The sequence below is a fragment of the Saprospiraceae bacterium genome (assembly GCA_026129545.1).
GTDB lineage: Bacteria > Bacteroidota > Bacteroidia > Chitinophagales > Saprospiraceae > M3007.
This window is the reverse complement of record JAHCHX010000002.1, coordinates 1-24,212: the sequence shown is the minus strand read 5'-3', so window position 1 is coordinate 24,212 and position 24,212 is coordinate 1. Positions and strand designations below refer to the sequence as shown.

General features: G+C 53.5%; 19 protein-coding genes. 6 read left to right on the top strand and 13 right to left on the bottom strand.

Annotated elements, in window-relative coordinates; translation table 11 throughout:
• Positions 1 to 158 precede the first annotated feature (158 nt).
• Entirely contained in the window at positions 159 to 2,066 is a 1,908-nt protein-coding gene (locus KIS77_14440) for a glycoside hydrolase family 13 protein (GenBank protein ID MCW5923539.1), read from the top strand.
• Positions 2,067 to 2,075: 9 nt separating this feature from the next.
• On the opposite strand, the gene KIS77_14435 is transcribed toward KIS77_14440, so the two are convergent.
• The 4 genes from KIS77_14435 to KIS77_14420 form a co-directional block, all read right to left on the bottom strand.
• Positions 2,076 to 2,540: a hypothetical protein gene (locus tag KIS77_14435; GenBank protein ID MCW5923538.1), complete on the bottom strand. Its 465-nt coding sequence runs from the start codon at positions 2,538 to 2,540 to the stop codon at positions 2,076 to 2,078.
• 207 nt (positions 2,541 to 2,747) lie between these two features.
• Positions 2,748 to 5,144, bottom strand: coding sequence for an SDR family NAD(P)-dependent oxidoreductase (locus KIS77_14430; GenBank protein ID MCW5923537.1), 2,397 nt, complete (start codon positions 5,142 to 5,144; stop codon positions 2,748 to 2,750).
• A gap of 10 nt (positions 5,145 to 5,154) precedes the next feature.
• On the bottom strand, positions 5,155 to 6,453 hold the full coding sequence (locus tag KIS77_14425; protein ID MCW5923536.1) for a TlpA family protein disulfide reductase: 1,299 nt from the start codon (positions 6,451 to 6,453) through the stop codon (positions 5,155 to 5,157).
• Positions 6,454 to 6,529: 76 nt separating this feature from the next.
• Positions 6,530 to 6,751: a DUF1990 family protein gene (locus KIS77_14420; protein MCW5923535.1), complete on the bottom strand. Its 222-nt coding sequence runs from the start codon at positions 6,749 to 6,751 to the stop codon at positions 6,530 to 6,532.
• 275 nt (positions 6,752 to 7,026) lie between these two features.
• Between KIS77_14420 and KIS77_14415 the strand changes: the two genes are divergently transcribed.
• From KIS77_14415 to KIS77_14405, 3 genes are all read left to right on the top strand, one after another.
• The gene (locus tag KIS77_14415; protein ID MCW5923534.1) at positions 7,027 to 7,869 is read left to right on the top strand and encodes a DUF4846 domain-containing protein; all 843 of its coding nucleotides are present in this window, start codon (positions 7,027 to 7,029) and stop codon (positions 7,867 to 7,869) included.
• A 270-nt stretch (positions 7,870 to 8,139) separates the two neighbouring features.
• Positions 8,140 to 8,583 carry a hypothetical protein gene (locus KIS77_14410; protein MCW5923533.1) on the top strand — a complete coding sequence of 148 codons (444 nt, stop codon included), beginning with the start codon at positions 8,140 to 8,142 and terminating at the stop codon, positions 8,581 to 8,583.
• A gap of 202 nt (positions 8,584 to 8,785) precedes the next feature.
• Complete coding sequence (locus KIS77_14405; protein ID MCW5923532.1) at positions 8,786 to 9,976, top strand: hypothetical protein; 1,191 nt, start codon at positions 8,786 to 8,788, stop codon at positions 9,974 to 9,976.
• Positions 9,977 to 10,070: 94 nt separating this feature from the next.
• Here the strand turns inward: KIS77_14405 and KIS77_14400 are convergent, their stop codons facing one another.
• The 3 genes from KIS77_14400 to rmuC form a co-directional block, all read right to left on the bottom strand.
• Positions 10,071 to 11,207, bottom strand: a complete 1,137-nt coding sequence (locus KIS77_14400) for a hypothetical protein (protein MCW5923531.1) — start codon at positions 11,205 to 11,207, stop codon at positions 10,071 to 10,073.
• A 110-nt stretch (positions 11,208 to 11,317) separates the two neighbouring features.
• Positions 11,318 to 13,222 carry a histidine kinase gene (locus KIS77_14395; protein MCW5923530.1) on the bottom strand — a complete coding sequence of 635 codons (1,905 nt, stop codon included), beginning with the start codon at positions 13,220 to 13,222 and terminating at the stop codon, positions 11,318 to 11,320.
• A gap of 321 nt (positions 13,223 to 13,543) precedes the next feature.
• Positions 13,544 to 14,860, bottom strand: coding sequence for a DNA recombination protein RmuC (rmuC, locus tag KIS77_14390; GenBank protein ID MCW5923529.1), 1,317 nt, complete (start codon positions 14,858 to 14,860; stop codon positions 13,544 to 13,546).
• A 212-nt stretch (positions 14,861 to 15,072) separates the two neighbouring features.
• Here rmuC and KIS77_14385 point away from each other — a divergent pair, with 212 nt between their 5' ends.
• Positions 15,073 to 15,342: a hypothetical protein gene (locus tag KIS77_14385; protein MCW5923528.1), complete on the top strand. Its 270-nt coding sequence runs from the start codon at positions 15,073 to 15,075 to the stop codon at positions 15,340 to 15,342.
• A 21-nt stretch (positions 15,343 to 15,363) separates the two neighbouring features.
• Here KIS77_14385 and KIS77_14380 read toward each other — a convergent pair whose 3' ends face one another.
• The 6 genes from KIS77_14380 to KIS77_14355 form a co-directional block, all read right to left on the bottom strand.
• Positions 15,364 to 16,086 (bottom strand): DUF2807 domain-containing protein, encoded by a 723-nt coding sequence (locus tag KIS77_14380; GenBank protein ID MCW5923527.1) that lies wholly within the window; start codon positions 16,084 to 16,086, stop codon positions 15,364 to 15,366.
• 80 nt (positions 16,087 to 16,166) lie between these two features.
• Positions 16,167 to 16,922 carry a hypothetical protein gene (locus KIS77_14375; protein ID MCW5923526.1) on the bottom strand — a complete coding sequence of 252 codons (756 nt, stop codon included), beginning with the start codon at positions 16,920 to 16,922 and terminating at the stop codon, positions 16,167 to 16,169.
• A gap of 12 nt (positions 16,923 to 16,934) precedes the next feature.
• Positions 16,935 to 17,498, bottom strand: coding sequence for a hypothetical protein (locus KIS77_14370; GenBank protein ID MCW5923525.1), 564 nt, complete (start codon positions 17,496 to 17,498; stop codon positions 16,935 to 16,937).
• 18 nt (positions 17,499 to 17,516) lie between these two features.
• Positions 17,517 to 18,119, bottom strand: a complete 603-nt coding sequence (locus tag KIS77_14365; GenBank protein MCW5923524.1) for a hypothetical protein — start codon at positions 18,117 to 18,119, stop codon at positions 17,517 to 17,519.
• Between the two features lie 506 nt (positions 18,120 to 18,625).
• Positions 18,626 to 20,272 carry a S8 family serine peptidase gene (locus KIS77_14360; protein MCW5923523.1) on the bottom strand — a complete coding sequence of 549 codons (1,647 nt, stop codon included), beginning with the start codon at positions 20,270 to 20,272 and terminating at the stop codon, positions 18,626 to 18,628.
• A gap of 66 nt (positions 20,273 to 20,338) precedes the next feature.
• Positions 20,339 to 23,170: a TonB-dependent receptor gene (locus KIS77_14355; protein MCW5923522.1), complete on the bottom strand. Its 2,832-nt coding sequence runs from the start codon at positions 23,168 to 23,170 to the stop codon at positions 20,339 to 20,341.
• 180 nt (positions 23,171 to 23,350) lie between these two features.
• Here KIS77_14355 and pyrF point away from each other — a divergent pair, with 180 nt between their 5' ends.
• On the top strand, positions 23,351 to 24,163 hold the full coding sequence (gene pyrF / locus KIS77_14350) for an orotidine-5'-phosphate decarboxylase (GenBank protein MCW5923521.1): 813 nt from the start codon (positions 23,351 to 23,353) through the stop codon (positions 24,161 to 24,163).
• Positions 24,164 to 24,212: the final 49 nt, after the last annotated feature.

The window sequence follows — 24,212 nt, the reverse complement described above, 5'->3', positions numbered from 1 at the left end:
AACGCACTTGTGACTGACTGACTTGATTTGTTTTTTTGACAGGATTGACAAGATTTTCAGGCTTTTTGCACGTTTTGAGCGGAATCCCCTCCAAATCCTGTAAATCCTGTCAAAAAACAAACTTCATCATGTGCCCAAAAAAAGACGAAAAAACTACCATGTCCCGCTCCCTACTCCTTTCCGCTCTCCTCCTTTTTTCCTTTTCTGAATCTTCTTGCAAAAACTTCATCGGCAACCCGCACCCTGCGCCGCTGCCGCCGCGCGTGGTGCCGACCACAAGCAGCGACTTGCGCGTGGAACCCGCCAACTGGTGGGCCGGCATGAAGCACAATCAGGTGGAAATTCTCTTTCAACGTGCCGATTTGGCTTCGTATCAGGTGAAATTGGGCAAAACCGACGGCGTGAAATTGCTCAAAGTCGAAAAAGGCGACAGCCCCAACTACCTTTTCGTTACGCTGGAAATCAGCCCCAAAGCGCCCGCGCAGAAGGTGCCGATTGTTTTTGGAAAAGGAGAAAACACTTTCACGCACGAGTACCCGATTCTTGCCCGCAATCGCTCGGTGAAAGCACAGGGCGTGACCAGCCGCGACGTGATTTACCTGATTTTTCCCGACCGCTTCGCCAACGGCGACCCTTCGAACGACAACGTGCCGGGTATGCTCGAAGGCCTCCAACGCGACGCACTCACCGGGCGACACGGGGGAGATTTGAAGGGAATCAAAGACCATTTGGACTACATACAAGACTTGGGCATCACGGCGATTTGGCTCAATCCTGAACTCGAAAACGACCAGTTGGAAGCCTCTTATCACGGCTATGCAGTGACCGACCATTACCGCGTGGACAGGCGTTTCGGCACCAATGAGCAACTCCGCGACCTCGTGAACGAGTGCCACAAACGAAACATCAAAGTCATCCGCGACGTGGTGCTCAACCACATCGGCGACAACCACTACTGGATGAAGGATTTGCCTACGAAGGACTGGGTGAACCAGTGGCCGGAGTTCACGCGCACTTCCTACCGCGCCCCAACGCTCGTGGACCCTTACGCCTCGGAATACGACAAAAAACTGTTCAGCGACGGCTGGTTCGACAAAAGAATGCCCGACCTCAACCAGCGCAACCCGCACGTGGCCAATTATTTGATTCAACAAGCGATTTGGTGGATTGAGTGGGCGGGGCTGGACGATTTGCGCATAGATACTTACACCTACTCCGACCAGGATTTTTGCACGCGCTGGGTCACGACGCTTTTGGCAGAATATCCGAACCTCGGAATGTTTGGCGAAGCGTGGGAATACGCGGTGCCACTTCAAGGTTTTTTTGCCGACGACCAACCGATGCGCCGGGCGAATTTCGACTCCAATTTGCCGGGAATTATTGATTTTCAACTCTGTTTCGCTGTTCGGGAAGCCCTTGTGAAGAGCGAAGGCTGGTCTGACGGCGTGGCCAAAATCTACTACACCCTCGCGCAAGATTATTTTTACAAAGACCCTTACAAGAACCAAATCATGCTCGACAACCACGACATGACGCGGATTTTCTCTCATGTCGGCGAAAACCTCGACAAGTTCAAAATCGGCATGGCTTTCCTGCTCACCATGCGCGGCATCCCGCAGATTTACTACGCGACGGAAATCCTTGACACAGGTTTTGAGGCGCCATCACACGGCAATATCCGCAAGGATTTTCCCGGCGGCTGGCCCGGCGATGCGAGCAACAAATTCACCGCCGAAGGCCGTACCTCCGCCGAAAATGACGCCTTCAATTTCACCCGTACGCTCATTCGCTACCGCAACGCGACGCCCGCTTTACAGACGGGAAAACTCATGCAATTCGTGCCGGAAAATGGCGCTTACGTTTATTTCCGCTACGACGCCGAAAAGACAGTGATGATGGCGCTCAACTTCTCCGATAAAGATATTTCGTTGGAAACCAAACGTTTCGCCGAGCGGATGAGCAGTTTTTCAAAAGCGAAAAATGTGGCGACGGGCGAGGTGCTGAGTGATATTTCAAAAATAACTTTGGGCAAAGGTGGATCGGTGGTGCTGGAGTTGCTGAAATAACACTTTTTCCTATGGAACAAACTCAAGATAGTAAATGATGTACCCTTTAAACTTTTCCGCCCGGGAATTCTCATTGTAGAGAAATTTAAAAACATTTTGCCCGCGTCGAAGCGCTTTTATAGGTATCTCGAGCAATTGAGGTTCACTGTTTTGATTTGAAACGGTCAATGGAAACCGGTAGCCGTTTATTTCGATGGCAGCCTCCGATTCGCTTTCTACGAACTGCGTTCGATAACGCATTTGAAAGAAGGGTCTTTGCATCATCTCATTTGGTATTTGAAACGTCAGTTCGCGTGAAGATGCTTGGTCGTTTCTACCCACCTGAATAATTATGTTTTGGTGTCGGGGCATGATGAATCGTTCGTTGTCCCAGCCAAACAGCATGACACTCCCGTCGTCAGAGGCTTCCGGGAAAAAATGAAAATTTTGAAAAACGAACCTTCGCGCTGAGGGGTCAGTCATTACGCCTTCCATACTTCGCGCCGTTAGGTTTTGGGCATGGCTGCAATCGCAATCTGCCAAAAATCAAGAACATCAATCATGTTCATCTAACAAATCCCAGCGAATCAAGGTATATTTCAAAAGCAAAAAACGTGGCGACGAGAGAGGAAGTTGGTGATGTGTCGAAGTTGGCGGTAGGGAGGAATGCACCGCTAATTTTCGAGTTGCTCAAATAATGCCTCACCTCCCACTCCTATTCACCACCGTCGCGCTCGCCTGTTGTGTTGCGTAAAGTTGAATATCCTGCACGTTGACGTGCGGCGGACGGGTGGCGAGCCAATAAATCGCTTCGGCCACGTCGCTCGATTTGAGTGGCTGGAAATCGTCGTAGATACGGGCGCGTTCAGCGTCGCCGTCGAAGCGGGTGATAGCAAATTCCGTCTCCTCCACATGGCCCGGACTGACCTGACTGACGCGGATGTTGTGCTTGTGCAAATCGAGGCGAATGCCGCGCGTGAGGGCTTCTACGGCGAATTTGGTGGCGCAATAGACGTTGCCGTTCGCATACACCTCCTTCCCTGCGCTACTGCCAATGTTGATGATGTGACCCCGGCGGCGGGCCACCATGCCGGGCGCGACGGCGCGGGTGACGTAAAGCAATCCCTTTATGTTGGTGTCAATCATCTGCTCCCAATGAGCGATGTCGCCCTCGTGGATAGGCGCGAGACCTTTGGCGAGGCCGGCGTTATTGACCAGAATGTCAATGTTTTGCCATGACTCCGGCAGGTTGTCAAGCGCGGCTTGCACGGTGCCCGGCTCTCTCACATCGAAAGGCAGCATGAGTACGTCGGCGCGGAGTTCTTCCTCAAATTGTGTTTTCAGCAGCACCAGACGCTCTACCCGACGGCCCGTCAGGATGACGCGGTGGCCGTGTCGAGCAAACACTTCAGCCGTTGCGCGACCGATGCCTGATGTGGCTCCTGTGACAAGCACGGTCAGCACCTCGCGCGGCTCGACTACTGGCTGGGGCGCAGGCTCCATTTCGCCGGACGAGGGCGCCAACGCGCTGGGGGTTTCTGGTGCCACCTCTGGCGAAGCAGTGGTGGCGATACCGTAGCCAAATGTCTGGTCGAGTTCGGCAGAGCGGAGGCTTGGGGCGAGCATGACAGCTTGGGCATAGTGCGTGTTGGCCTCGGCAGCATTGTCATTTTCTTGATAGGCGCGCGCTACGGCGAGCAGCACTTCCGCGTCGTCGGGTTGGTGTTCGAGGGATTTTTTAAGATAATGCAAAGCGGTCTCGCGGTAGTCGCGCAGGTGCTCGCTCGTCATTAGGCCGAGTTTTCGGAAAATGCCGGGGAAATCGGGGTTGAGGTCTGCCACGCGGTCCCAGCAGTATTTGGCAAAAAGATAGTCGCCTTTCTCGGCGGCCATGTCGCCCATGAGATTGTAGGAGCGGCACTCGTTTTCCGCGAGGCTCGGCTCTGCGGAAGCGACCTCAATGGGTGCTGGTGGGGGTTCTGGAGCGGCCCAAGACTCGGTTGCGGGTGGCTGAGGTTTTGTCTTTGCCAAAGCGAGTTGGTATTCCTGTTGAATCCGCAGATTGTCGGGGTGTTGCTCCAGCGTGAACTGAAGCAGCTCGATGCCCCGGTCAGTGTAGCCCTGCTCTATCCAAACCCACGCATCGCGGATGGCGTGTTCGATTTGGTCTTCGGCATCATGGATGGGGCTTTCGGTTTCCTCGTCAAAATGGAGGGCATCCATGTTGGCAAAATCCCAATCGGTTTGCGGCGGCAAGTCGTCGGCGGGCGTGGGAGTAGTGATTTCACTGTTGTTGAAATGTCCGTTGGTGTCGCTTTTTTCAGTTTCAAGCGCAAAATTCAACGCTGCAAAGTCGCTGCCAGTGGCAAGCGTGTCGGTCTGCGTGGGTGCTGGCACCAATCCGCCCGCCACGATGGGCGTTTCGGACAAGGGGCGCATCGGCGCAGTGGGAGGTATGGGCGGAGTGCTGTCTTGTGGGATGTATGAATCCTTGGCAATCAAGCGATACTGCGCGTGCCATTCTTGAAGGCCGAATTGTTTGAAAAACAGCATATAGTCGTCAGCCAAAAATTGCTCCCAACTCACATAGCCGCCTTCGCGCAGTACGCCGATGAGCTCGCCGATTTCGTTGGCGATGTTGCGAGAGGCGTTCATTTCGAGTTCCAGCGTTGCTTTCGCGCTGCCCTCGCTTTGCTGGTAGCGGTCGCTCAGCGCGAGCCATTCGGATTGCCAGAAGTTCATGTATTGCAAGGCGTACACCATGCGGTCGAAGTGCGTCTCCACGCGCTCGAAGGTGGTGCCTCCGTCGCGGCTTATTTTGCCGTCGGCCACCACCACGAGCAGGCGCTGACTGCGTTGGAGGGCTTGCACGGCGGCCAAGGCTCCATCCATGCAGTCGCGGCTCTTGAAAAAATTATCAGTGACGAACAGCACGACGGGGTCTTCCGCGCTGTGCAGGCGGATGCTTAGATGCCCCGGCTTTTCGCCAGTTTGGTTGGTGAGGTGGTCAAAAGGGATACCGATACGGCTAAGGTCGTGTTCGACTTGTTCGGCCAGTTCGGCATTGTCATGGCAGTAGGCGAGGATAATTCGGTTCATGTTTTCGTATTTAACGCAGACTTTCCATCAATGAGGCAAAGTCTTTTTTGAACGTCTCGTATTTCGATGTGGCGGGCCCGTCGAATCCGGTATGGATGTGGCGCACCTTATTTTGTTTGTCCACCACAATCATCGTGGGGAAAGCCAGCACTTCGCTCAACGCTGGAAACACCTTCCCAGCTTCGGTTTTGTCGGCTTTTCCACCATATACTATTTCAAACGGTATGCCCATTTTCCGCTTGTATTCCAACAAATGGGCGTTGGCTTGTGCGGTATCCTTGTGGCGCTCGAAGGCAATGCTCACCACCGCGATGTCTTGTGCGGCTGCGGGGTGCTGGGCCAAGTATTCCTTGAGAAACATTTGCTCGTCGCGGCAATTGGGACACCAAGTGCCCATGATGGTGAAAATTTTGATTTTTCCATCAAATACTTGCGAGGGAAACGCCAAATCGCGGCCATCCGGTGTTTGAAGTTGGAAAGAAAAATTCGTCCCCGTCTTCAAAGTTGTCAGCGAATCGGCTTTTCCCAACTTGAAATTCGGGTCGCGCCAAGCCGACCATAGCGTGCGATAATGTTTGCCGGAGCGATATTCGCCGTTCAGCGAGTCGCCCCGAATGCTTCCACTAAACAGATAAGCGTGCCAACCATCGAAGTTGGACATCCAGAATTTTCGCCCCTGCACCGTGCCTTCGAGATAGCGATAATCGCCTGTTTCTGTGCGGAATGTGCCTTCCAGCCGATTGCCGGTTTGCTTGAATTCGCCAATGGCTTTGGTCGGCTTGTCCGTGTCCGTGCCGATGAGCGTGGCCCATTCGCCACTGAGGTCTTTGTCGGGTTTTTGGGTCAGGTTGGTGAACCGATAGTCGCGTCCGGCATGGGCGTAGAACGGGATGCGGTAATTTTCGCGGGTAGTCACCACCCATTCGCCTTGCATGGTGCCGCCGCGCACCTCGGCGTGCAGGTAGGTTTGATATTCGGGGAAATGGATGTTCAGCGTGTCGCGGGCACGGGTGCGGTCGCGTCCATATTGGATACTGTCGAGTCGGATGCGTTCGCTGCCGTTGATGATTTCCACATAAAACTGTTCTTCGTCGAGATAGGTCACCTCAAAATTAAATGGCAACTCGCCTTCCTTGAACAGGTCGTGCAGCACGAAAATGGTATCCTTGTCGTGCACGGGCACCTTGTATTTTTCCAACTCCAACACACCGCGCCACATTCCGGGCGCTACGCGGGTGAAACTCGTGTCAGTGGTGACGCAGCCCGCGGCAAGCACCATGAGCATACTGAAAGCCAAATATTTGTGCATATTGAACACTGTTGAGAAACTGCCGCTGAAACAGGGCGGCGGGCGAGTTGTTCAGGGAGCGGGCAAAAGTAGCGGTTTAGGCATTCTCTTGTGCTTTCGATGCCTGCACCCAGCCATGCAGCACCAGCCAGCCAAAGCCTGCGGCATTCAAGGTGCCATGCCAGACTTTCATGTTGGTGATGTAGGACCAGCCGCCGGGAAACATCTTCCATTGCCTGACGGCCTCCTTTGCAGCGAGCCAAACGCCTTCGCCCCGCCCCAGTTCGATGGTGTTCAAATCATTATCATAACCTGCCACAGGGTCTTCGTGTTGGCTACGTCCTATTTCCGGGTAACTTACGGGAGTTGTTTTTCAGCATCAAGGAAAGCGCGAATGAGGGGGTCATTGGGTCGGGAAAAGAGGAGCATATTGGGTGTTTTTCAAAAGAAACGGTTATTTAGGCAGTAAGTTCGTTGCTCTATTGAATGGACTTATGGCGGTGGAGGCCTTTGGCGAAGGGAAGCCCTCCACCGCAACAAGTCCATTATTTGAACTCGCTCAAAATGAGGGGTGATGCCTTGCGTTAACTATCTATGAAAATATCCTGCTTGCCGCTCCTGTTTTTCATCGGGACTTGCTTTCAAACAATCCCATCCGACACGAAAACAACAACCGAAGCCCCCCAGCCTGCCCCCGATTCATTGCTCTGCCAGCGATTTTCCCCGCCACAAGGCTATGAGCGTGTCACCGCTGATTCCAGCGCTTTCGCGCACTATTTGCGCTACCTGCCACTCAAGCCAGTCGGCAGCAAAGTCCTCTTGCATGATGGAAGGGAGAAAAGCAACTCCGGCGTGTACGACGCGGTGGTGGATATGCCTATTGGCAAAAAAGACTTGCACCAATGCGCCGATGCCATCATCCGGCTGCGGGCGGAGTATCTGTGGCGAAAGGGGCGATACCGCGACATCCATTTCAACCTGACCAACGGCTTCCGCGTGGACTACGAGCGCTGGCGCAAAGGCGAGCGCGTGAAAGTGACGGGCAACCGGACGAGCTGGGAGCAAAAGTCGGCTCCATCCGACTCCTACGAGACCTTCTGGCAATACCTCGAGCTGGTGTTCACTTATGCCGGCACCCTGTCGCTGTCGAAGGAAATGCAAGCGGTGGATGTGGCAACCATGCAAATCGGAGATGTGTTCATACAAGGCGGCTCGCCCGGCCATGCAGTCATCGTGGTGGACATGGCCACCAATGAGGCAGGTCAAAAAGTGTTCTTATTGGCGCAGAGTTATATGCCTGCACAGGAAATTCAGGTGCTAAAAAACTCGTCAGACGGGCGATTAAGCCCGTGGTATTCGGCTGATTTTGGCGAGGTGTTGGAAACACCAGAGTGGAAATTTCGCCGGAGCGATTTGAAAAGGTTCGTTGGGGAGTGACAAGCGCAATGTACGAAGTTCGGGACGAGTTCAAGAATGTGGTAACAGTGCTATCCCTGCCGACATTAGCAAGGATATCAACAATGGCAACGGCTTGTGTTAATTGGAATTATTGTTTGAAAAAAACGCTTCCTTTATTTTTTATGCTTTTAAAAAGATGTTTTTGCACAATGATTACTTGAATAGTTGTTTTGTCAAAAAATAAAAACAAATCGTAAATTTAGCCCGAATTTCAAGCGGCCACTTTTTTTCACCAAAACAGTTCGGGTTATGACAAACATCGCTCTTCGCTATGGCCTTTGGATGTTTCTGGGCTTCACAGTGTTCTTCCTCCTCATGCACCTCCTTGATTTAAGCCAAAACTATTATCTGCGCATCTTCAACGCCGTAATCCACGTTGGCTGTCTTTGGATGGCTTTGCGTGTATGGTACCGCGACCACCACGAGCCTTCCGACGACTACACGTCCGGTGTCATCATGGGTATGTTTACTTCCTTCGTGGGGGTGCTTCCGTTCACGATATTCATGGTGTTGTTCTTGGCTTACAGCCCCGCGTTTTTGGCTAACATCCAGAACGAGTCGCCAATTGGCCAATACTTCACACCTGTCACGGCCAGTCTTTTTATTCTTGTGGAGGGCATCGCGGCCAGCCTGATTTTGTCTTACCTGATGGTCAGGCTGCTGGAAATCATGCGAGAGCAGGGGAGGGGTTGAATGAGGTTGAAAGCGGTAGGGGGATTTATCGTGCGTGTTTTGCGTATTACAGGTGATTGGGCGACAAGTCTTTATCTACTACACGCCTCTGTGTGTTTTTTTCTGCCAAAAGGCCGGGGCATTGTTTGTTGAGAAAAGGTTTTTATCGGCAGAAAAAACTTGTTCACCTATCTTGCGGCGCTGTATCGAAAATTCCTGATCTATGATTTTTAATGCAAAGGCTATCGCTTTTTGCGGGGCCTTGTTGTCCTTTTTGCCATTTCAACCTAATGCCCAAGGAGTAAGAACGACTCTTGACAATGGTGTTCGGTTTGCGGCGGTTGACTCTTCTTTTTCGCTCGCTTTGCGTTTTCGCGTACAGAGCCGCGTTGGATTTTATCATTTTTCAGGCCCGGATTCAGATGTGCAGGAGTTTGACCTTCGGGTGCGCCGGATGCGTCTGCGGTTTGAGGGTTTTTTGCTAAATCCGAAATTTTCTTACCATGTGCAATTATCGTTTTCTCGCGCCGACCAAGATTGGGATGTGAGCAACGTGCCGAATGTGCTGCGCGATGCCATGATATGGTATGGAATCAATCAGGGTTTCACTATCGGCATTGGCCAGGGAAAATTGCCCGGCAATCGGCAGCGTGTCATTTCTTCCGGCGAACAACAATTTGCTGACCGTTCTATCGTGAACAATATGCTTACGCTCGACCGCGACGTGGGCATTTTTGTCAATTATGCCTCCGACAAGGGGTACCTTGCATACAGGGTGAAAACAGCCGTCACCGCGGGGGAGGGGCGGAACGCGCTGCCATCCGACAAAGGATTGGCCTACACCGCTCGGCTGGAATTGTTGCCCTTGGGGCCTTTTTCCGAAAGGAGTGACTACTTCGAGGGTGATTTGCTGCATGAGCCTCGCCCTAAACTATCAGCAGCAGGTACGCTGCATTTTAACGAAAGTGCCAAACGCACCGGGGGGGAGTTGGGGCCTTTTCTTTACGAGCCTCGCGACTTGTTCAGCATACACTTGGACTTGCTTTTCAAATACAATGGCTGGGCGCTTTCGAGCGAATACTTGAAGCGAAGTAGCGACAAGCCTAAGACGTTCGACAATGACTTGAATTTTCGCTATGTGTATGCTGGTCAGGGAATCAATACCCAATTTAGTTATTGCACCCGACAAATGTGGGAGCTCGCCCTGCGTCACTCGTATCTGGAGCCTCAACGTGACTTGTATGATGTGGAGCTCAAAAAAATGCAATACGGGATTTGCTTGGGAAAATACCTTAACAAACACAGGGTGAAGGTTCAGACTGACCTTACTTACGAGCATTTGAAAAACCCAGCCACCACTACTGGCGCTGGCTCGGGTTTTCAATGGCGGTTTCAGGTGGAGATGGGGATTTGATTTGCTGTTGGTTGAAAACAGCGCAGGGGGCGGCCTTGTGGCATGCCCATCTGGAAACATAGCGCCATGCTGAACGTGAAAAAAACTTATTCTCCTATTCCAATGAAATTGCTCCGATTACCGACTGGCGGATAAGCGGATTGGCTCCCATGGCCAAAATAACGGAGACCGCAAGCCCGATGAGCGCGTATAGCAAGTCTCTTGAAATCGAGTAAACCGCCATTTTGATGTGCTTTTTCCCTTTCTTTTTCCGCATATAGTTGACTGCGATTTCTCGACCGCCAATCACACCGAGGAACACCCATGTGGTACTCAGCGGGATGTTGCTGATGAGCAGCTTGTAAATGAGGAGGATGACATAAGTAAAATCCACCAGCGTGGCAGCGCGCACGTCGGATATTCGGGTCTTTTCGCTGACGATTTTCTGAATCTTGTCGCCGCGCAAATAGAACAGCAGCCCAAGCCCCAAGAAGATGACGACGGTGAAGATGAGGAATTGCGTGAAATTCAGCGTGCGCGGCAAGAACACGGCGATGTTGGCGCCATCCTGCATGAGCCAAACGGCCCATAGGGAGCCGCTCACCGTCCACTGTACCACCGTCCAGAGATAGTGCGCTTTTCTTTTTTTGAAATACTTCTTGATGGTTTGGTAGCTGGCGAGCCACACAAGGAATGAAAGCACAAACGCCAGCACATAGCCTGTCACGCTTTTGTAAACGATGGATGTGACCCCAGAGGCATCGGCACTAAACACGCTGAGCAGCAAAAAGGTGGTGGAAACCGGCATCCGCAGTCGGGTGAGGATGAGCAACACGACCGGGGCTATCACCTGAAAGTAGGAAAACTGCTGCGGATGCGGGTATTTGGTGTTGCCTTTGTCATCCAGTAGGCGCTGATAAGTGACATCGCCATTGAAATAAAACCAACTGAACGCGATGACCACGATAAAAATGAGGCCCGTGAACATCCAGAGGATATACCATTTGCGCTTTCGGTTACTTTCGATGAAGGTGCCGAGCGATTGGATACTGTCGTTGGCCACTGCCGCGTAAGCCGCAAAGAGAAAACCGAACCACATGGCGGTGTTGGGGTCGAGCACGGCAAAACCAGCCACGATGAAGGCGCAACCCGCTATGATGAGAAACAACCTGTCTTGGACGAAAAAGTCCAACACGTTCAGGTAAATGCGCCCGTATCTGGTGGGGCTTTGAGGGATGTCTTTTTTCGCCATGCTTCGAGAAAAAATAGGGTGTGGTCGTGAATTTGACGGCAAAGGTAGTGGCTCGTGTGTAGGTGCTGTGCTTCTCGTTTTAAGTTATCGTAAAGTTTGTTGGCTCATGCTTAGTCGCCTTCCAGCAGGGGCAGCAGCACCTCGACGCGGGTGCCCGTGCGTTCGCCTGACGTGAGGTCGCCTAGATCGTTGATGCGGATAAAATCGCCCGATTCGTGTTTTTGGAGCTGATGAAGCAGGCTGAGGCGTTCGCGGGTGATGTCCATGCCACGCGAGCGGTGCGACTGAAAGGCGGCTCCTTCTTTTTGTTTTTCCTTGCCTTTGTTGTATCCCACGCCATCGTCCTCGATGAGGCAGCGCAGCATATTGCCGTTTTCCGCGAGTTGGAATTCGATGCGCAGGTTGCCTTCCTGTCGAGGGCGCAAGCCGTGCTCGATGGCATTTTCCACGAAGGGCTGCAAAATCATGGTCGGCACTTGGAGGTCGGTCATGTCGGCTCCTGCTGGCGGGATGATTTGGTAAAAAAGCCTGTCGCGGAATCTCAGCTTTCGGTTGATGTCCAAGTATCGGTCGAGAAATTCGATTTCCTGCTCCAAGGCCACCACTTCGAGGTCGGAGTATTCGAGGGTGTGCCGCATCATTTTGGCAAACTTGGCGAGGTAGGATTCGGCCTCGTTGTTGCGTCCGGAGGTAATCAACCCTTGGATGGCGTTGAGCGCGTTGAACATGAAATGGGGGTTCATCTGGGCGCGAAGGGCGCGAAGTTGGAGGCTGGCGACGCGCAGCTTGGCCATTTGTGCTTCTTGGCGGTTGCGTTCGAGCTGGTGCCGAGCTTCTATTTCCTCGCGTTCGCGGTCGCGTAGTTGATGAAAATGTCGCGCTGCCAAGTCGGTGGCCTTGCGTTGCCATTCGTACGCTTCCTCGTAGTCCTCTTTTTGGCTCCTTAGCGCGGCGAGATTTTGGGCTATTTGGCTCAAATGATACAGGTCTTGCCCTTTTTGCCCCATTTCCCAAGAATTTTTCAACGATTCTTCGGCTTTTTCGAGGTCGTTGATTTGAGAAAACAAGCCCGCGCGCCAGCTTTCTATTTTGGAAATGTTGGTGAAATCGGTGGGTTTGAGTGGTTTTTCGTATTGCTCTGCGGCCAAATCGAACAGCGCCTCGGCTTGCTTGACGTCATCGTTGAGCAAAGCCAGAATGCCGAGATTGCCCAGCGCATGGGTGCGTACCTCTTTCTCGCCCTCGCTTGCCACTTCCAGCACTTTTTCAAAACAGGCTTTTGCTTGGCCCACGTCTTGTTGGGCCATGGCCGCACGCCCGGCGTTGAGGTAGTGCCAGGCCAGACGGGGTTGCAGCCCGTGGCGCTCCACGATGGGCAGCACCCGACGGTATGCTTCGAGGCTTTTGGCCTTCTCGTCAAGGTGTTCGTGGAGGTCGCCCAATCCACTGAAAATGAGTGTTTGAATGTAAAAGTCTTTGAGGGTGCCCTTGTCCTCGTCGAGCCGAAGCATTCCTCTTTGGGCTTCCATGAGCGCGTCGAGTGCTTGGCGCTGATTGCCCAGATGGAGGTGTAGGAAGCCTTCGCGGCAGGCTATGTGGGCGCGAAGGTGTGGTGGCGCGTTTTTGTTGAGATATTTTCGGGCGCGGTCGAGGGCTTTTTCGGCGGCTCGCCAATCGCGGCGATTGAGGTGAATGGCTGCGAGGTCGGCCCAAGCTTCGGCGAGCGAGTCGGCTTTGGCGAGGCTCTCGAGGATGGCGATGGCTTGCTTGGCGTGTTCGAGCGCTGGTTCGTACCGATGGCGTTGGTTGTTGAGGAACGAGGCGTTTTGGTGATAGGCCAGCCGAATTTCAAAGGGCGATTGTGGCGTGACGTGGGTGCTGATTTCGTTGAGCATTTCCCACGCCTGCTCAAAATCGGTGAATGACAACCGCGAAAGTTGCTCGCATTGAAAACGGAGTAAGGGAGGTGCTTCGCTGATTTTGCCTGACATTACTGCTGTTTCGGAGCCGTGCATGGCTGATATTTTGCGACAAAGTTAGTGTTTTTTGGATGTTGGCCTATGTTCGCCGGGACGAACATCTGTTCGGGCGGGGGGTGGCAGGGCAAACGCATCAAAATACAACCGACCTCGGAGAGGTCAAATGTTGGTAGAAATGGTGTGTTTTTGTGATAATTATCACGACCTCGGAGAGGTCAAATGTCTATCGCAGCAAAGGTCACCAACATTCGACCCCGCCGGGGTCGTAAACACCGCGAAAATGGGGCGTTTCTACCGACATTTGACCTCTCCGAGGTTTGTGCCATTCTGGTGCGTTTGTCCTGGCGGGGGGGGGGGTTATTGGTGGTTTGTTGATTCCTCGTCGAGCAGTAGTTCATGGGGCAGTGATTTGGAGGCTCTTGCGCCAAGTTCTCTGATTTTTTCGGCCTTGCCGATGAGGGTGTCGCCGGGGCGGGCGGCGCTGGTGAGTTTGTTCATGGCATCGTCGTAGGCCGTGCGGGCGTTGTCGAGTCGGTTGCCGATGGTGCGCAGGTCTTCCACGAAAGCCACGAACTTGTCGTAGAGCAGGCCGCTTTGCCGCGCTATTTCGAGCACCGAGCGGGTTTGCTTTTCTTGTTTCCAAAGATGGGCGACGGTGCGCATGGTGGCGAGCAGGCTGCTGGTGGTGACGAGCACGATGTTGCGTTCTAGCGCGTCGGTGAAGAGTTTGGGGTCGGCTTGCGCGGCTATGGTGAGGGCGCCCTCCAAAGGCACGAAGAGGAGCATGTAATCGGGTGTGTTGATTTGGTAAAGCATCTGGTAGTTGGTGCGGCTTAGGTTTTCGACGTGGTTGCGAAGGCTGGTGACGTGCGCTTTGAGGTGTTGGTCGCGTTCGTTGGGGTCGTCTGTGTTGAAATACCGCTCGAATGCGGTGAGCGACACTTTGGCATCCACGACGAGGTGCTTGTTTTCGGGCAGATGGATGATGAAGTCGGGGCGTTTGGCGTGACCGTCGTCGTCGCGGTAGGTGACTTGCGTGAGGAAGTGCACGCCTTTTTGCAGGCCTGATTTTTCTAGTAGGGTTTCGAGTTGGAGCTCGCCCCAGTCGCCCTGCACTTTGCTTTGGCCTTTGAGCGCGGCGGCAAGGTTGTGGGCATCGTGGCTGAGTTGTTGGTTGAGTTGGTGGAGCTGCTCGATTTCTTTTTTCAGGCTGGTTTTTTCGCGCGTTTCCTCCAAAAACTTGCGCTCCACGTTTTCCTCAAATTCCTTGATTTTTTCTTTCAACGGGCTGAGCACCGACTGCAATTGCTGTGCGTTTTGGGCGGTGAACCGCTGCGATTTTTCTTCCAACAGTCGGTTGGCGATGTTTTCAAATTCGGTTTTGAATCGTGCTTGCAGCTGTTCCACCTCGGCTTTTTGGTTTTGCAGGTTGTTTTCGAGGTGAAAAATCTGCTGCTCGCGGGCGGCGAGTTGGGCGAGTGCGTCGCGGAGTTCCTGTTCGCGGGCAGCGATTTCGCCGCGCAACTGCTCTGCCTGTGCGGCAATGGTGTCGTGAAGTGCTTTCGGTACGAATTCGCCAGCGGCCTGAGGGGTGAAAGAGGGGCGGCGTTGGAATAGCACCACGAGCAATACGAGCAGGATGCCGCCGAGCAACAAGTAGAACGTGCTGTCCATGATGTCGAGCGTTTTGCTGACAAATGTAGGCCGAATTTCACTTTTTGTTTGTTCCCGAAATAAAATGAAAAGAAATGTTTTGAAATAAAGCTGGCGCTATCGTCGGAAACATACATTCGCGTATCTTGCTTCCCAATCGGACACATAGTCGGTACCTTTGCCAACAAGGGTAGAATCACGCATCATCGTTTACCATTCATCACTATCTCGGTATGTACGAATTCGCTTGGACCCTCATCGCGCTGGATGTTTTGCTTGTGCTGCTCTGGTTGTGGAGCCTAATATTTCCGAGGAACGGCGCCGACGCGGCGGGTAGGGGATTGGGGCAAGCCTATGTATTGACGCTGGGCATCTACGTCGCGCTGTGTGCGCTGATGCTGCTTTTGAAAGTGAAATGGCTGACGATTCTGGCGACCATTCTGGCAGCCTTGCCGCTGCTCGTCGCGCTCTACGGTTTGTTGCGCTGGCTGAGAACGCGCTGAGCAACGGCAAGGGGTGTGGCCTCAAATTTTCACCACTTTTCCCGAACCCGAGATATTGGTTTCTATCGAAGGGCTGCCTTGGTACCGTACTTCTCCGCTGCCCGAAATGGACACGTTGAGCGTTGCCGAGGCGTTGACTTTGACCACTCCGGAGCCGCTTATTTTCACTTCCGCATCTTTCACGGGGAAATCAAGGGTGTTGATGAAGCCGCTGCCGGATAGGTTGGCCTGCATGATGCCGCCCTCGCCTTGCAAGTCAATGTGACCGCTGCCGCTCAAGCGGGGCTTGACGGAATGGTAGTCGAGGTCGTTTGCTTTGATGTGGCCGGAGCCAGACACATCCAGTTGGAGCGATTGCCCTTTGAAGGCACCTTGGGTCGTTATCTCGCCGCTGCCAGCGAGGTAGAGCGCGTTCAGGTTTGGCATGGTCACGGTCACCACGAGGCCGTCCACATCGCGCACGTTGCGAGAAAAATAGACGTGCAGGTTCCCATCGGATTCGACTTCTGTCTTGAGATAAGGCAGGAGGTTTTCCTCGACCTTTACTTCCACATTGTGCTTCATGCCTGAGAGCACGTTGACTTTTCCGGGGACGGAAGCGTGTACGCCGGCAAAATCCGCGACATCGCGTTTTTCGGTCACGAGGTCGCCGTTGCCTCTGATGGCAGTGGGGTCGCAAGCGACGATGGATAGGAGGGCAGGGAGGAGCAATAGGGCGAGTTTGCCCAGGTGTTTGTTGTGCATAGCTTGGGAGAATTTAGTGAGTAAACGAATGCTGACATAGACAGCATGTTCTCCCGTCGGGGTTGCGTTTTTGGAAAAATTTAGCTTTTATACCTTGATTCTCCAAGATTTGTCAGATGCTCATGCTCGCTCTCCCTGATTTTGAACAGATTGCGCTTTTGGCCATGCCCAAAACACAGCGGCGCGTCGTAGGAGAAAAATTTCTCGCACTGGTGGTCGAAGCCCGTCTGCTGCGCCTTGAGCAGCATGTACTTGGTGATGATGCCTCCGGCACTCACGCCCATTATCATGTTCGGCTCACTGCTGCCGTTGGCGGCTTTGATGTTGTTCACCGCTTGCACGCAGGCTTTCACCATTTCGGCGCTGTTCTGGATGTAGTCTTGGATGTATGTCAGGTTGACCCACACGATGTCGTAGCCTTGGGCGTAGAGCCACTCGCCGAGGGGTTGAGAAGTGCCAGTAATAGCATCTCCTTTTTGTAGCAATCGCTTTAAACGGTCTTGAAAAACTGATGGGTCATTCACCAACTCAAACCCTTCCACGATGACAAACGGTTTGAGTAATTTGTTGCAAGGAGAACCATAAAAAATGCGGAGGTCAGCACCGGCATTTACCGGGATAATATCCTCTGGGTCTATTGGATAATTTAGGCCTTCGCCACGCTCTTGAACGGCTTGCTCTGCCACGAAAAAAATGGACTGCCCTTCGAGTGTTGTACTGCCTTGTTGGATGCGGGTCGAGATGGTCTTCACTCCACCGGAATCGTACTCGACAGTGTAGGTCTGACCTGCTGTGAGCGTTCGCCAGCCTTGGCCGTCGCCGAAGTCGGCTTGCAACAAAGGATTAGTCTAGCCCAAATTTTGCCAGAAGAGGTCGGTCGGTAGCGTAAAATGCACCGTAGTATGCCAAGCATCTGATTTTAAAGGCGCGAAGGCAAGCAGCGTATCCTGCCGATAAGGGCTTTGAGTGCGCCCCGGCACGTCGGACAGTTGCTCGTTTTGCAGGGTAAGCAGGTGGTTGGGCAGCGCGTCTTTGTGGATGCGGTGGTAGCGCAGGGCAAGCGCGGCAAGCGGGACGGTGTCGGTGCTGGTGTAGCGGTTCACATAGTTCATGTACACGTCCGGGTGGGGCAAAGGATTTGCTCCCATGCCTGCATAAGCGTTTCGCGCCTGAGCATACAGGAAACCGAAGGTGGCAGGCTGTAGATAAACTGAATCACGCATGATGCCGTCGAATATGGCTGGTTCAGCAAGGCCGTTGAGGCCTTTGTCCCAGAGAAAATTGGAGACAATTTCAGTTTTGTTGAGAGGAGCGGTCAAGTGGTTAAGCACCTCAGGGAGTCTGTTGCCTGATTGGGCACTGAGGGAAAACGCAGCAAATGCGCAAAAGAGAAAGAAGAGGATTTTTTTCATGGCTGAGAAGTTTTAAAGTTATTGTGGATAGTATTTGAGGTCAAAGCGGCCATCGGTTAATACAAGAGTGTCGCCACCAGCGTTAGCGAATAGCAAACTGGAGAACTTTCCTGCTATGATATTTTGGGAAGTGTCAAGTCGTAAGATTTCTATAGTCGTACCAATCCCAGAACTGTCGGCAGACCAAGATGTAGAGCTTAGCCCACCGTTGTATGAAAGGCTAAACTTTATTCGAAGATGTGCCAAATCTTGCGGATTTATGACTCCCTCTTTCAAGGGTTTCAACCCTAAGAAAAAAAGATTGCTTGTATCGGAAATTGAAGACATAGAGTAACTGGCATCAACGCCCAGAAAATTGCTTCTATCCGATTCCCGTAGAGTGCAATCAATAGGTCGAAGACCGACCACCGCCCCATAAATATCCACACAAGGCACCCACTCCTTGCCATTGATTTTGCAGCCGAAGGTGTTCAAGCCTTGAGTCGTGATTTCAGGCCAAGGGCAGGGGTCGGGTTTCACATACGGCGGGGGGGCGTCTTTGTAGCAGGCGAGCAGCCACAAGGCCACAAGCATTAGCAACAACGTATTTGCCTTTGCAGGCGGAGAGAGCATTTTTTTCATGGTGGAAACATGTTTAAGCGTGAAAGAAAAGATGAGGAATATGAGGCGTATCTTCGGATACAAAAATCGGCACTGCCAAACCTGCCTCCAAGTATTTCATTGGATATCTCGTCCACTCTGAAAACTATTTTTGAACGGTTCGTCCACTAACAACACTCTTGCAAACTGTTTTTGGACGAACCGTCCACTTTTTTGTTTTTGAGTGGACGGTTCGTCCAATTTGGCTGGCGAGGGTAGGGGTAGTGACATGGCCATTTGCGCCGTTGCTGGCATCCTCGGCAGCAACACCTCGCAGGACGCTGGGCAAGTACCTTCTTCAATTTGTTGGCATCGAGCTCCGCCGCTTGTTGTTGGCGGGGACGCCAACAACGGCAAAACACCTCGCAGGACGCTGGGCAAGTACCTTCTTCAATTTGTTGGCATCGAGCTCCGCCGCTTGTTGTTGGCGGGGACGCCAACAACGGCAAAAAAACCTTTTGCCTGATGAATATATCCACCGCTTGCGCTCACCGCCATGCCACGCCCATCAACCGTTCCGAGTGCGTCCCATTGCGCAGCACCACCTGATATATGCCCGCAGGCAAATCATCCAACCCGCTGATGCACAGCGTGGTGATGAGGTGGCCAGAAATGCTAACCGCGATGTCGTCTATTTTTTTTCCGAAAATATCGCGCAGTTCAAACACATCGCCGGGGCGGAAATAGTCGTGGGTCAGCAGAAATTGCATCTCGCCTTTGTCGCGGTCGAAAGCAAACAACGAGCGGCTTCCAGTATGAAAGTTGCCCAAGCGCAGCCAAGCGGCGGTGAGGTTGGGCAGTCCATAGCCGCGTTCGTTGTTGGGGAGGGCTTGGTCGGTGGTGGCAAACACGGCATTGAGGATTTCGGAGCCTGTTTTTTCGGGGAAGGCGCCCCAGAGTGCGGCCAAGCCGCCTGCCAGCATGGGCGAGGCCATGGAGGTGCCGCTGGAGAGACCAAGTTGGGTGCCGAAATTGCCCGCTGCTACCACTTGGTCGCCGGGGGCGACGAGGTCAGGTTTGATGCGACCGTCGGGTGTGGGGCCGACGGAGCTGAAGGCCGCCCGTCGGCCCTTGGCGTTCACGGCGCCCACCGCTATCAGGCCCGGTGCATCGGCTGGCACGCCGATGTATTTCCACCAGTCATCGCCTTCGTTGCCTGCACTGTTGCAGACGACCATGCCCTTGCGAGCGGCGATGGCCGCGCCCCGCGAGCCGATGGCTGTGCGTCCATCAAGCTTGGAGTAGTTGTGATTGAGCGTGGTATCGTTGAAATGCGTGTAGCCGAGCGAGGCGTTGATGATATTGGCGCCGATGCTGTCGGCCCATTCAGCCCCAGCCACCCAATTGGCTTCTTCTACTGGGTATTCGCCGCCGGTGTCTTCGGTTTTGAGCAGGAAATAGGTGGCTTCGGGCGCGCCCCCCACAAAGTAGCTCGGCAGGTTGGCAGCCATCACGGATAGGACGGCGGTGCCGTGGTGTGCGCCTTCATACACTGCTCCGTCGCCCTCCACGAAATCCCAACCGGGGAACAAGCGGCCTTGTGTGGACACGCTGTCGAAAAAAGGCAAGGTGTCGGTGTTGGTGAATCCGCCATCCATCACAGCCACCCATATCCCGTCGCCGCGGTGCCCGGCGGCATACAAAGGAGGCAGTCCCAGCATATCGAGTTGCATGCTGGCGTAGCCGAGCGGGTTGTCGTCGCCACCGGGCTTTGGGTAGTCCAGCAAGGTCTCTCGTTTTTTGGGCGGGTGGTTGGGCGGGTTTTTGGGTGGGATGTGCCGCCCGATGTATGTCACGTTTTTGACAAAAGGCAAGTCGAGCAGTCGCGCTGCCCCGGCGGAATCGGCGGTGACGGTGGCGGCGTTCAGCCAACGCGATGTGTTGTGGATTTTTACGCTCTTTGTTTTCAGAGCCTTGACGTAGTGCGGGTTGACGGGCAAATCTTCTGCTACTACGGCGATACCCGCCCGTGCGCGGCGCTCTATGGCGCGAGCGGAGAGGAATTCTGCTGGGCGGCAGGTGCAATAAGGCGAGTTGTCTTTGTCAGTAAACTCTACCCAGTATTTGTTGAGTTCTTGAGCGGGAAGCGCGGCGGCGCTACCGACCATCCACAGTGTGAAAAGCAATTTTTTCATGTTGACAAATAAACGGGAAAGGGGGGATTTTGTGCATGCTGCTGGGGATTTTCCTCGTGCGACATCTCATCTCCCCCCAAAATTGCGGAGGGTGTATGTCGCTGTCAGCATGAAGAATCGGCGCAGCACTTGGGTCACGGAGTCTTCCACGAAGGTTTCGGTCACGTTGCGGCCAATGCTGTTGTTTTGGTTGAGCAAGTCGAATACGCCGAGTCGTATCTCCAACGATTCGTTGTGGAGCATACGGTAGCCGATGGCGGCATTCCAGAGCCAGAATTGTTGGTTGAAATCATCGCCTAAGCCAGTGTAGAGCGTTTGGGAGACATCGCTGCTGAGCGTGAGTTTTTTCACTATTTCCCAATTGGCTCTCGCGTTGGCATTGTGGAAGAAGAAGTTGTTGTCCAATTGTGGCTGCAAGGTGTTGCGCACCACGTTGAAGTTGGCATTGTAGGAAAGCGTGAAGTCCACTTTTTCGCTGATGTTGCTACTTAGCACTAGCCCTGTGCTAGTGGTGTATGATTTCACGAAGTTTTGCACGCTGTTGATGAGGCTGGGCGAGCGTTGGTAGGTGAACCCGATATTCAGGTTCAGGTTGCTTTTTATGGCTGTGACGGGGAGGCCGTAAGTGAAAAAACTGCGGGCGTTCCAGTATCCTTCGAGGTTGATGGGGCGATTGAGTTGTGTGCCAGTGAGCAGCGTGATGTCGTCGAGCACGGTAGTGTCTCTTGCGGCAATCAGCGTTGAATTGCCAATGAAATTGTCGGTGAAACCGATGAAGCCGTTTGCCATGAAGCTGGTGGCTTTTTCCGGGTTGGTCTTGTTGTAACGGGCTGTGAACGAATGCGTGAAAGGTTGTCTCAATTCAGGGTTGCCGATGGAGAGCAGCAGTGGGTTGGAGTTGTCGAGCACGTTTTGGAGCTGGCTCACGCTTGGCACGTTGGTGGAGGTGCGGTACATGAGGCGCAGGTTTTCGGTCTTTGAGGGGCGGTAGTTGAACATGGCGTCGGGCATCAGGTTCTGGAAGGTTTTGCTGACCGTGAGGGCGAACGGGAACACCTGCTCACTGTTGAGGCGGACGTTTTGGTAATTCAGCCCGACGGTGAAAAACATTTTTTCCTTGCGCAGGCGATAGCTCGTACCTGCCCTTTGGGTGGTCACTTTGTTTTCAAAACGGTTGGACAGGAGCAAGTCGGGGCGGCTGTATTCGCCTGTGAGGGTGTCGAGGTTGTTGGTTTGCTGGTCTGATTGGTTTTGGTTGAAGGAGGGCGTGTAGTTGAGTTGCAGTTGGCCAAACTCGCCGACAGGTTCCGTGTAAACCAAGTTCGACGAGAGTGTGAGGCCGTTGTTTTCCGATTCAGTCAGTTGGTCGAGGGTTTGGGTGGTGTCAATGCCGTTGAAAAACTGGTTTTGAGAAAAAAGGCGGCGCTCTCCTGTGCGGTCGTTGAGGCTGGTGCCGAGGTTGAGCGACAAGGTGCGCCCTCTTTTTTCAAAGCGGTGGCGGTAGAGCAAGTTGTTCGAAAAAGAGTAGCCCGCGTTGTCGGAGCGGGTGTTGTTTTCGGTGATATTGAGTGGGTTGTCAATGGAAAAATAGTTTTGCCCGAAAAAGTTGGTCGTGCGGGAGTTGTCCTGAAAACTGAATTGGGGCTGCATGAGCAGCGAATTGGACGAATCAATGTTGTATTCCAATCGGGCGTTGAAGCGGTGGTTGAAGTTGTCGCTTTCCGTGGTGTTTTCTTCGTCGTAGCGTTGGTTGAGGCCTTCGCTCAGGAAAAACGCGCGGGAGAGTCGGCTCGTGTTGTCGTTCGAGTTGTTGTTGAAAAAATAAGAACTGTTCACCCTGAATTTTTCTCCCCATCGGTCGGTGTAGTTCAAGCCCAACGAGTTCACCGAGCTGATGCCGGGCTGTTGGCCAGTCAAAAAATTGTTGGCAGAAGCGCCGCCTCCGCCAGAAGGCCCACCACTCCTTCCGCCGCCGCCGCGACCACCGCCGCCACCGCCTCGGCCACCAGTGCTGCCGCCGCCGCTCGTGATGCCGAGCAAATCCTGCGAAGTAAAGTTTTGCTGGTTGATGTTGTTGGTAAGCCCCACCAGCGAAATGCGCTGCTTGCCCTTGAAATAGTTGAGGCTGGCACCGCCGATGTAGCGGTTGTCGGTGCCATAGCCCGAGTAGATTTTGCCGAAACGCCCATCGGCCTTGCCACTTTTTGTGACGATATTGAGCGTTTTTTGTGTGTTTCCATCGTCGAATCCCGTGAATTGCGCTTGCTCGCTCAAACGGTCGAACACCTGAATTTTGTCCACGATTTCGGCGGGCAGATTGCGCAGGGCGAGCGTGGCATCGTCGCCGAAAAAGTCCTCGCCATCAATCGTTATCTTGCGCAATTCCTCACCTTGCACCTTCACCACGCCGCCTTCCACGGTGATGCCGGGCATTTTTTGTATCAAATCTTCCACCGTGGCGTTGGGGGTGGTCTTGTAGGCATCGGCGTTGTACTGGGTGGTGTCGCCCAGTTGTTGCACCCGAATTTGCTTATCCTGCACGAGCACTTCTTTCAGCAAGTTGGCATCCTGCGCGACATAGACCCTGCCCAAGTCAATGTCGGAGGAATCCACCGTCACTTGCATCTCGGTGGGCAGGTAGCTGATGAAGGAAGTGCTCAACAGGTAGTCGCCGGGCGGCACATTGCGAATCAAGAAGATGCCGTCCAAATCCGTGATGGCGCCGCGCCGCGACGAATCTGCTTGGTTGAGCAGAAAGATGCTTACGCCCAATTGAGCCGCACCGTCTTTGGCATCAATCACTTTTCCCGACAAAGTGGCCCCATCTTGGGCCGCAAGGGTGAACGAAACGAAGAGGCAGCCGAGCAGGGCAAAAGAACGAACGAGGGTAGTAGTCATGTGTAATTGTTTTGTGTTCCCGACGGGAGCCAGACAATACGCTGGAAAGCGAAGGTAGGTTTTCTCCGATTAGTCGAATCGTGTGAGACCAGAAAAATCGGGGGATGTTTAATGTGGGCAATGAGGGGGTACTGATGCTCCGTGATGCAATTTTTGCCCTCCCCGCCTTACCTTCGCGCCATGAATCGCGCCACCCTTGTTGCTTCCATTTTTCAAAAAAAATCATTTCTCTGCGTCGGTCTGGATACCGAACTGGGAAAAATCCCACCGCATCTCCGCGCTTCTGACGACCCGGTTTTTGAGTTCAATCGCCACATCATTGATGCCACGCGCGACCTTTGTGTGGCCTACAAACCCAATCTGGCCTTCTACGAAAGCCTCGGCCCTAATGGCTGGCAGACCCTCGCCCGAACGGTGGACTACATTGGCCGCGAACACTTTGTCATTGCTGATGCCAAGCGCGGTGATATCGGCAACACGAGCCGGATGTACGCGGAAGCGTTTTTTCAAAAAATGAATTTTGATGCCGTCACCGTCGCTCCATATATGGGCGAGGACAGCGTGACGCCCTTTTTGAGCTTCGAGGGAAAATGGGCGATTGTGTTGGCGCTCACTTCGAACAAGGGCAGCAGCGATTTTCAGCGCGATTGGCTGGAAGACAGCCGCGAGCTGATGTGGGAAAAGGTCATGCGCGTCGCGCAGGGCTGGGGCACTCCCGACAATCTGATGTTTGTGTTGGGGGCCACGCATCCCGACGCGTTCCTGCGCGTCCGGGAGCTCGCGCCGCGCAGCTTTCTGCTCGTGCCGGGGGTGGGCGCTCAGGGGGGCGACTTGGCGGCTATTTGCCAACACGGAATGACCGACGACTGCGGCCTTTTGGTGAACGCATCGCGGAGCATTATTTACGCCTCGTCGGGGGCTGATTTTGCCGAAAAAGCACGGGCGGAAGCCTTGAAAATGCAGCGTGAAATGGCTGGTTTGCTGAGCGTTTAGCATTTTTGCCCGCGCAGCTAAAAAAGAGCCGAAAGTCTCACAACCCCTA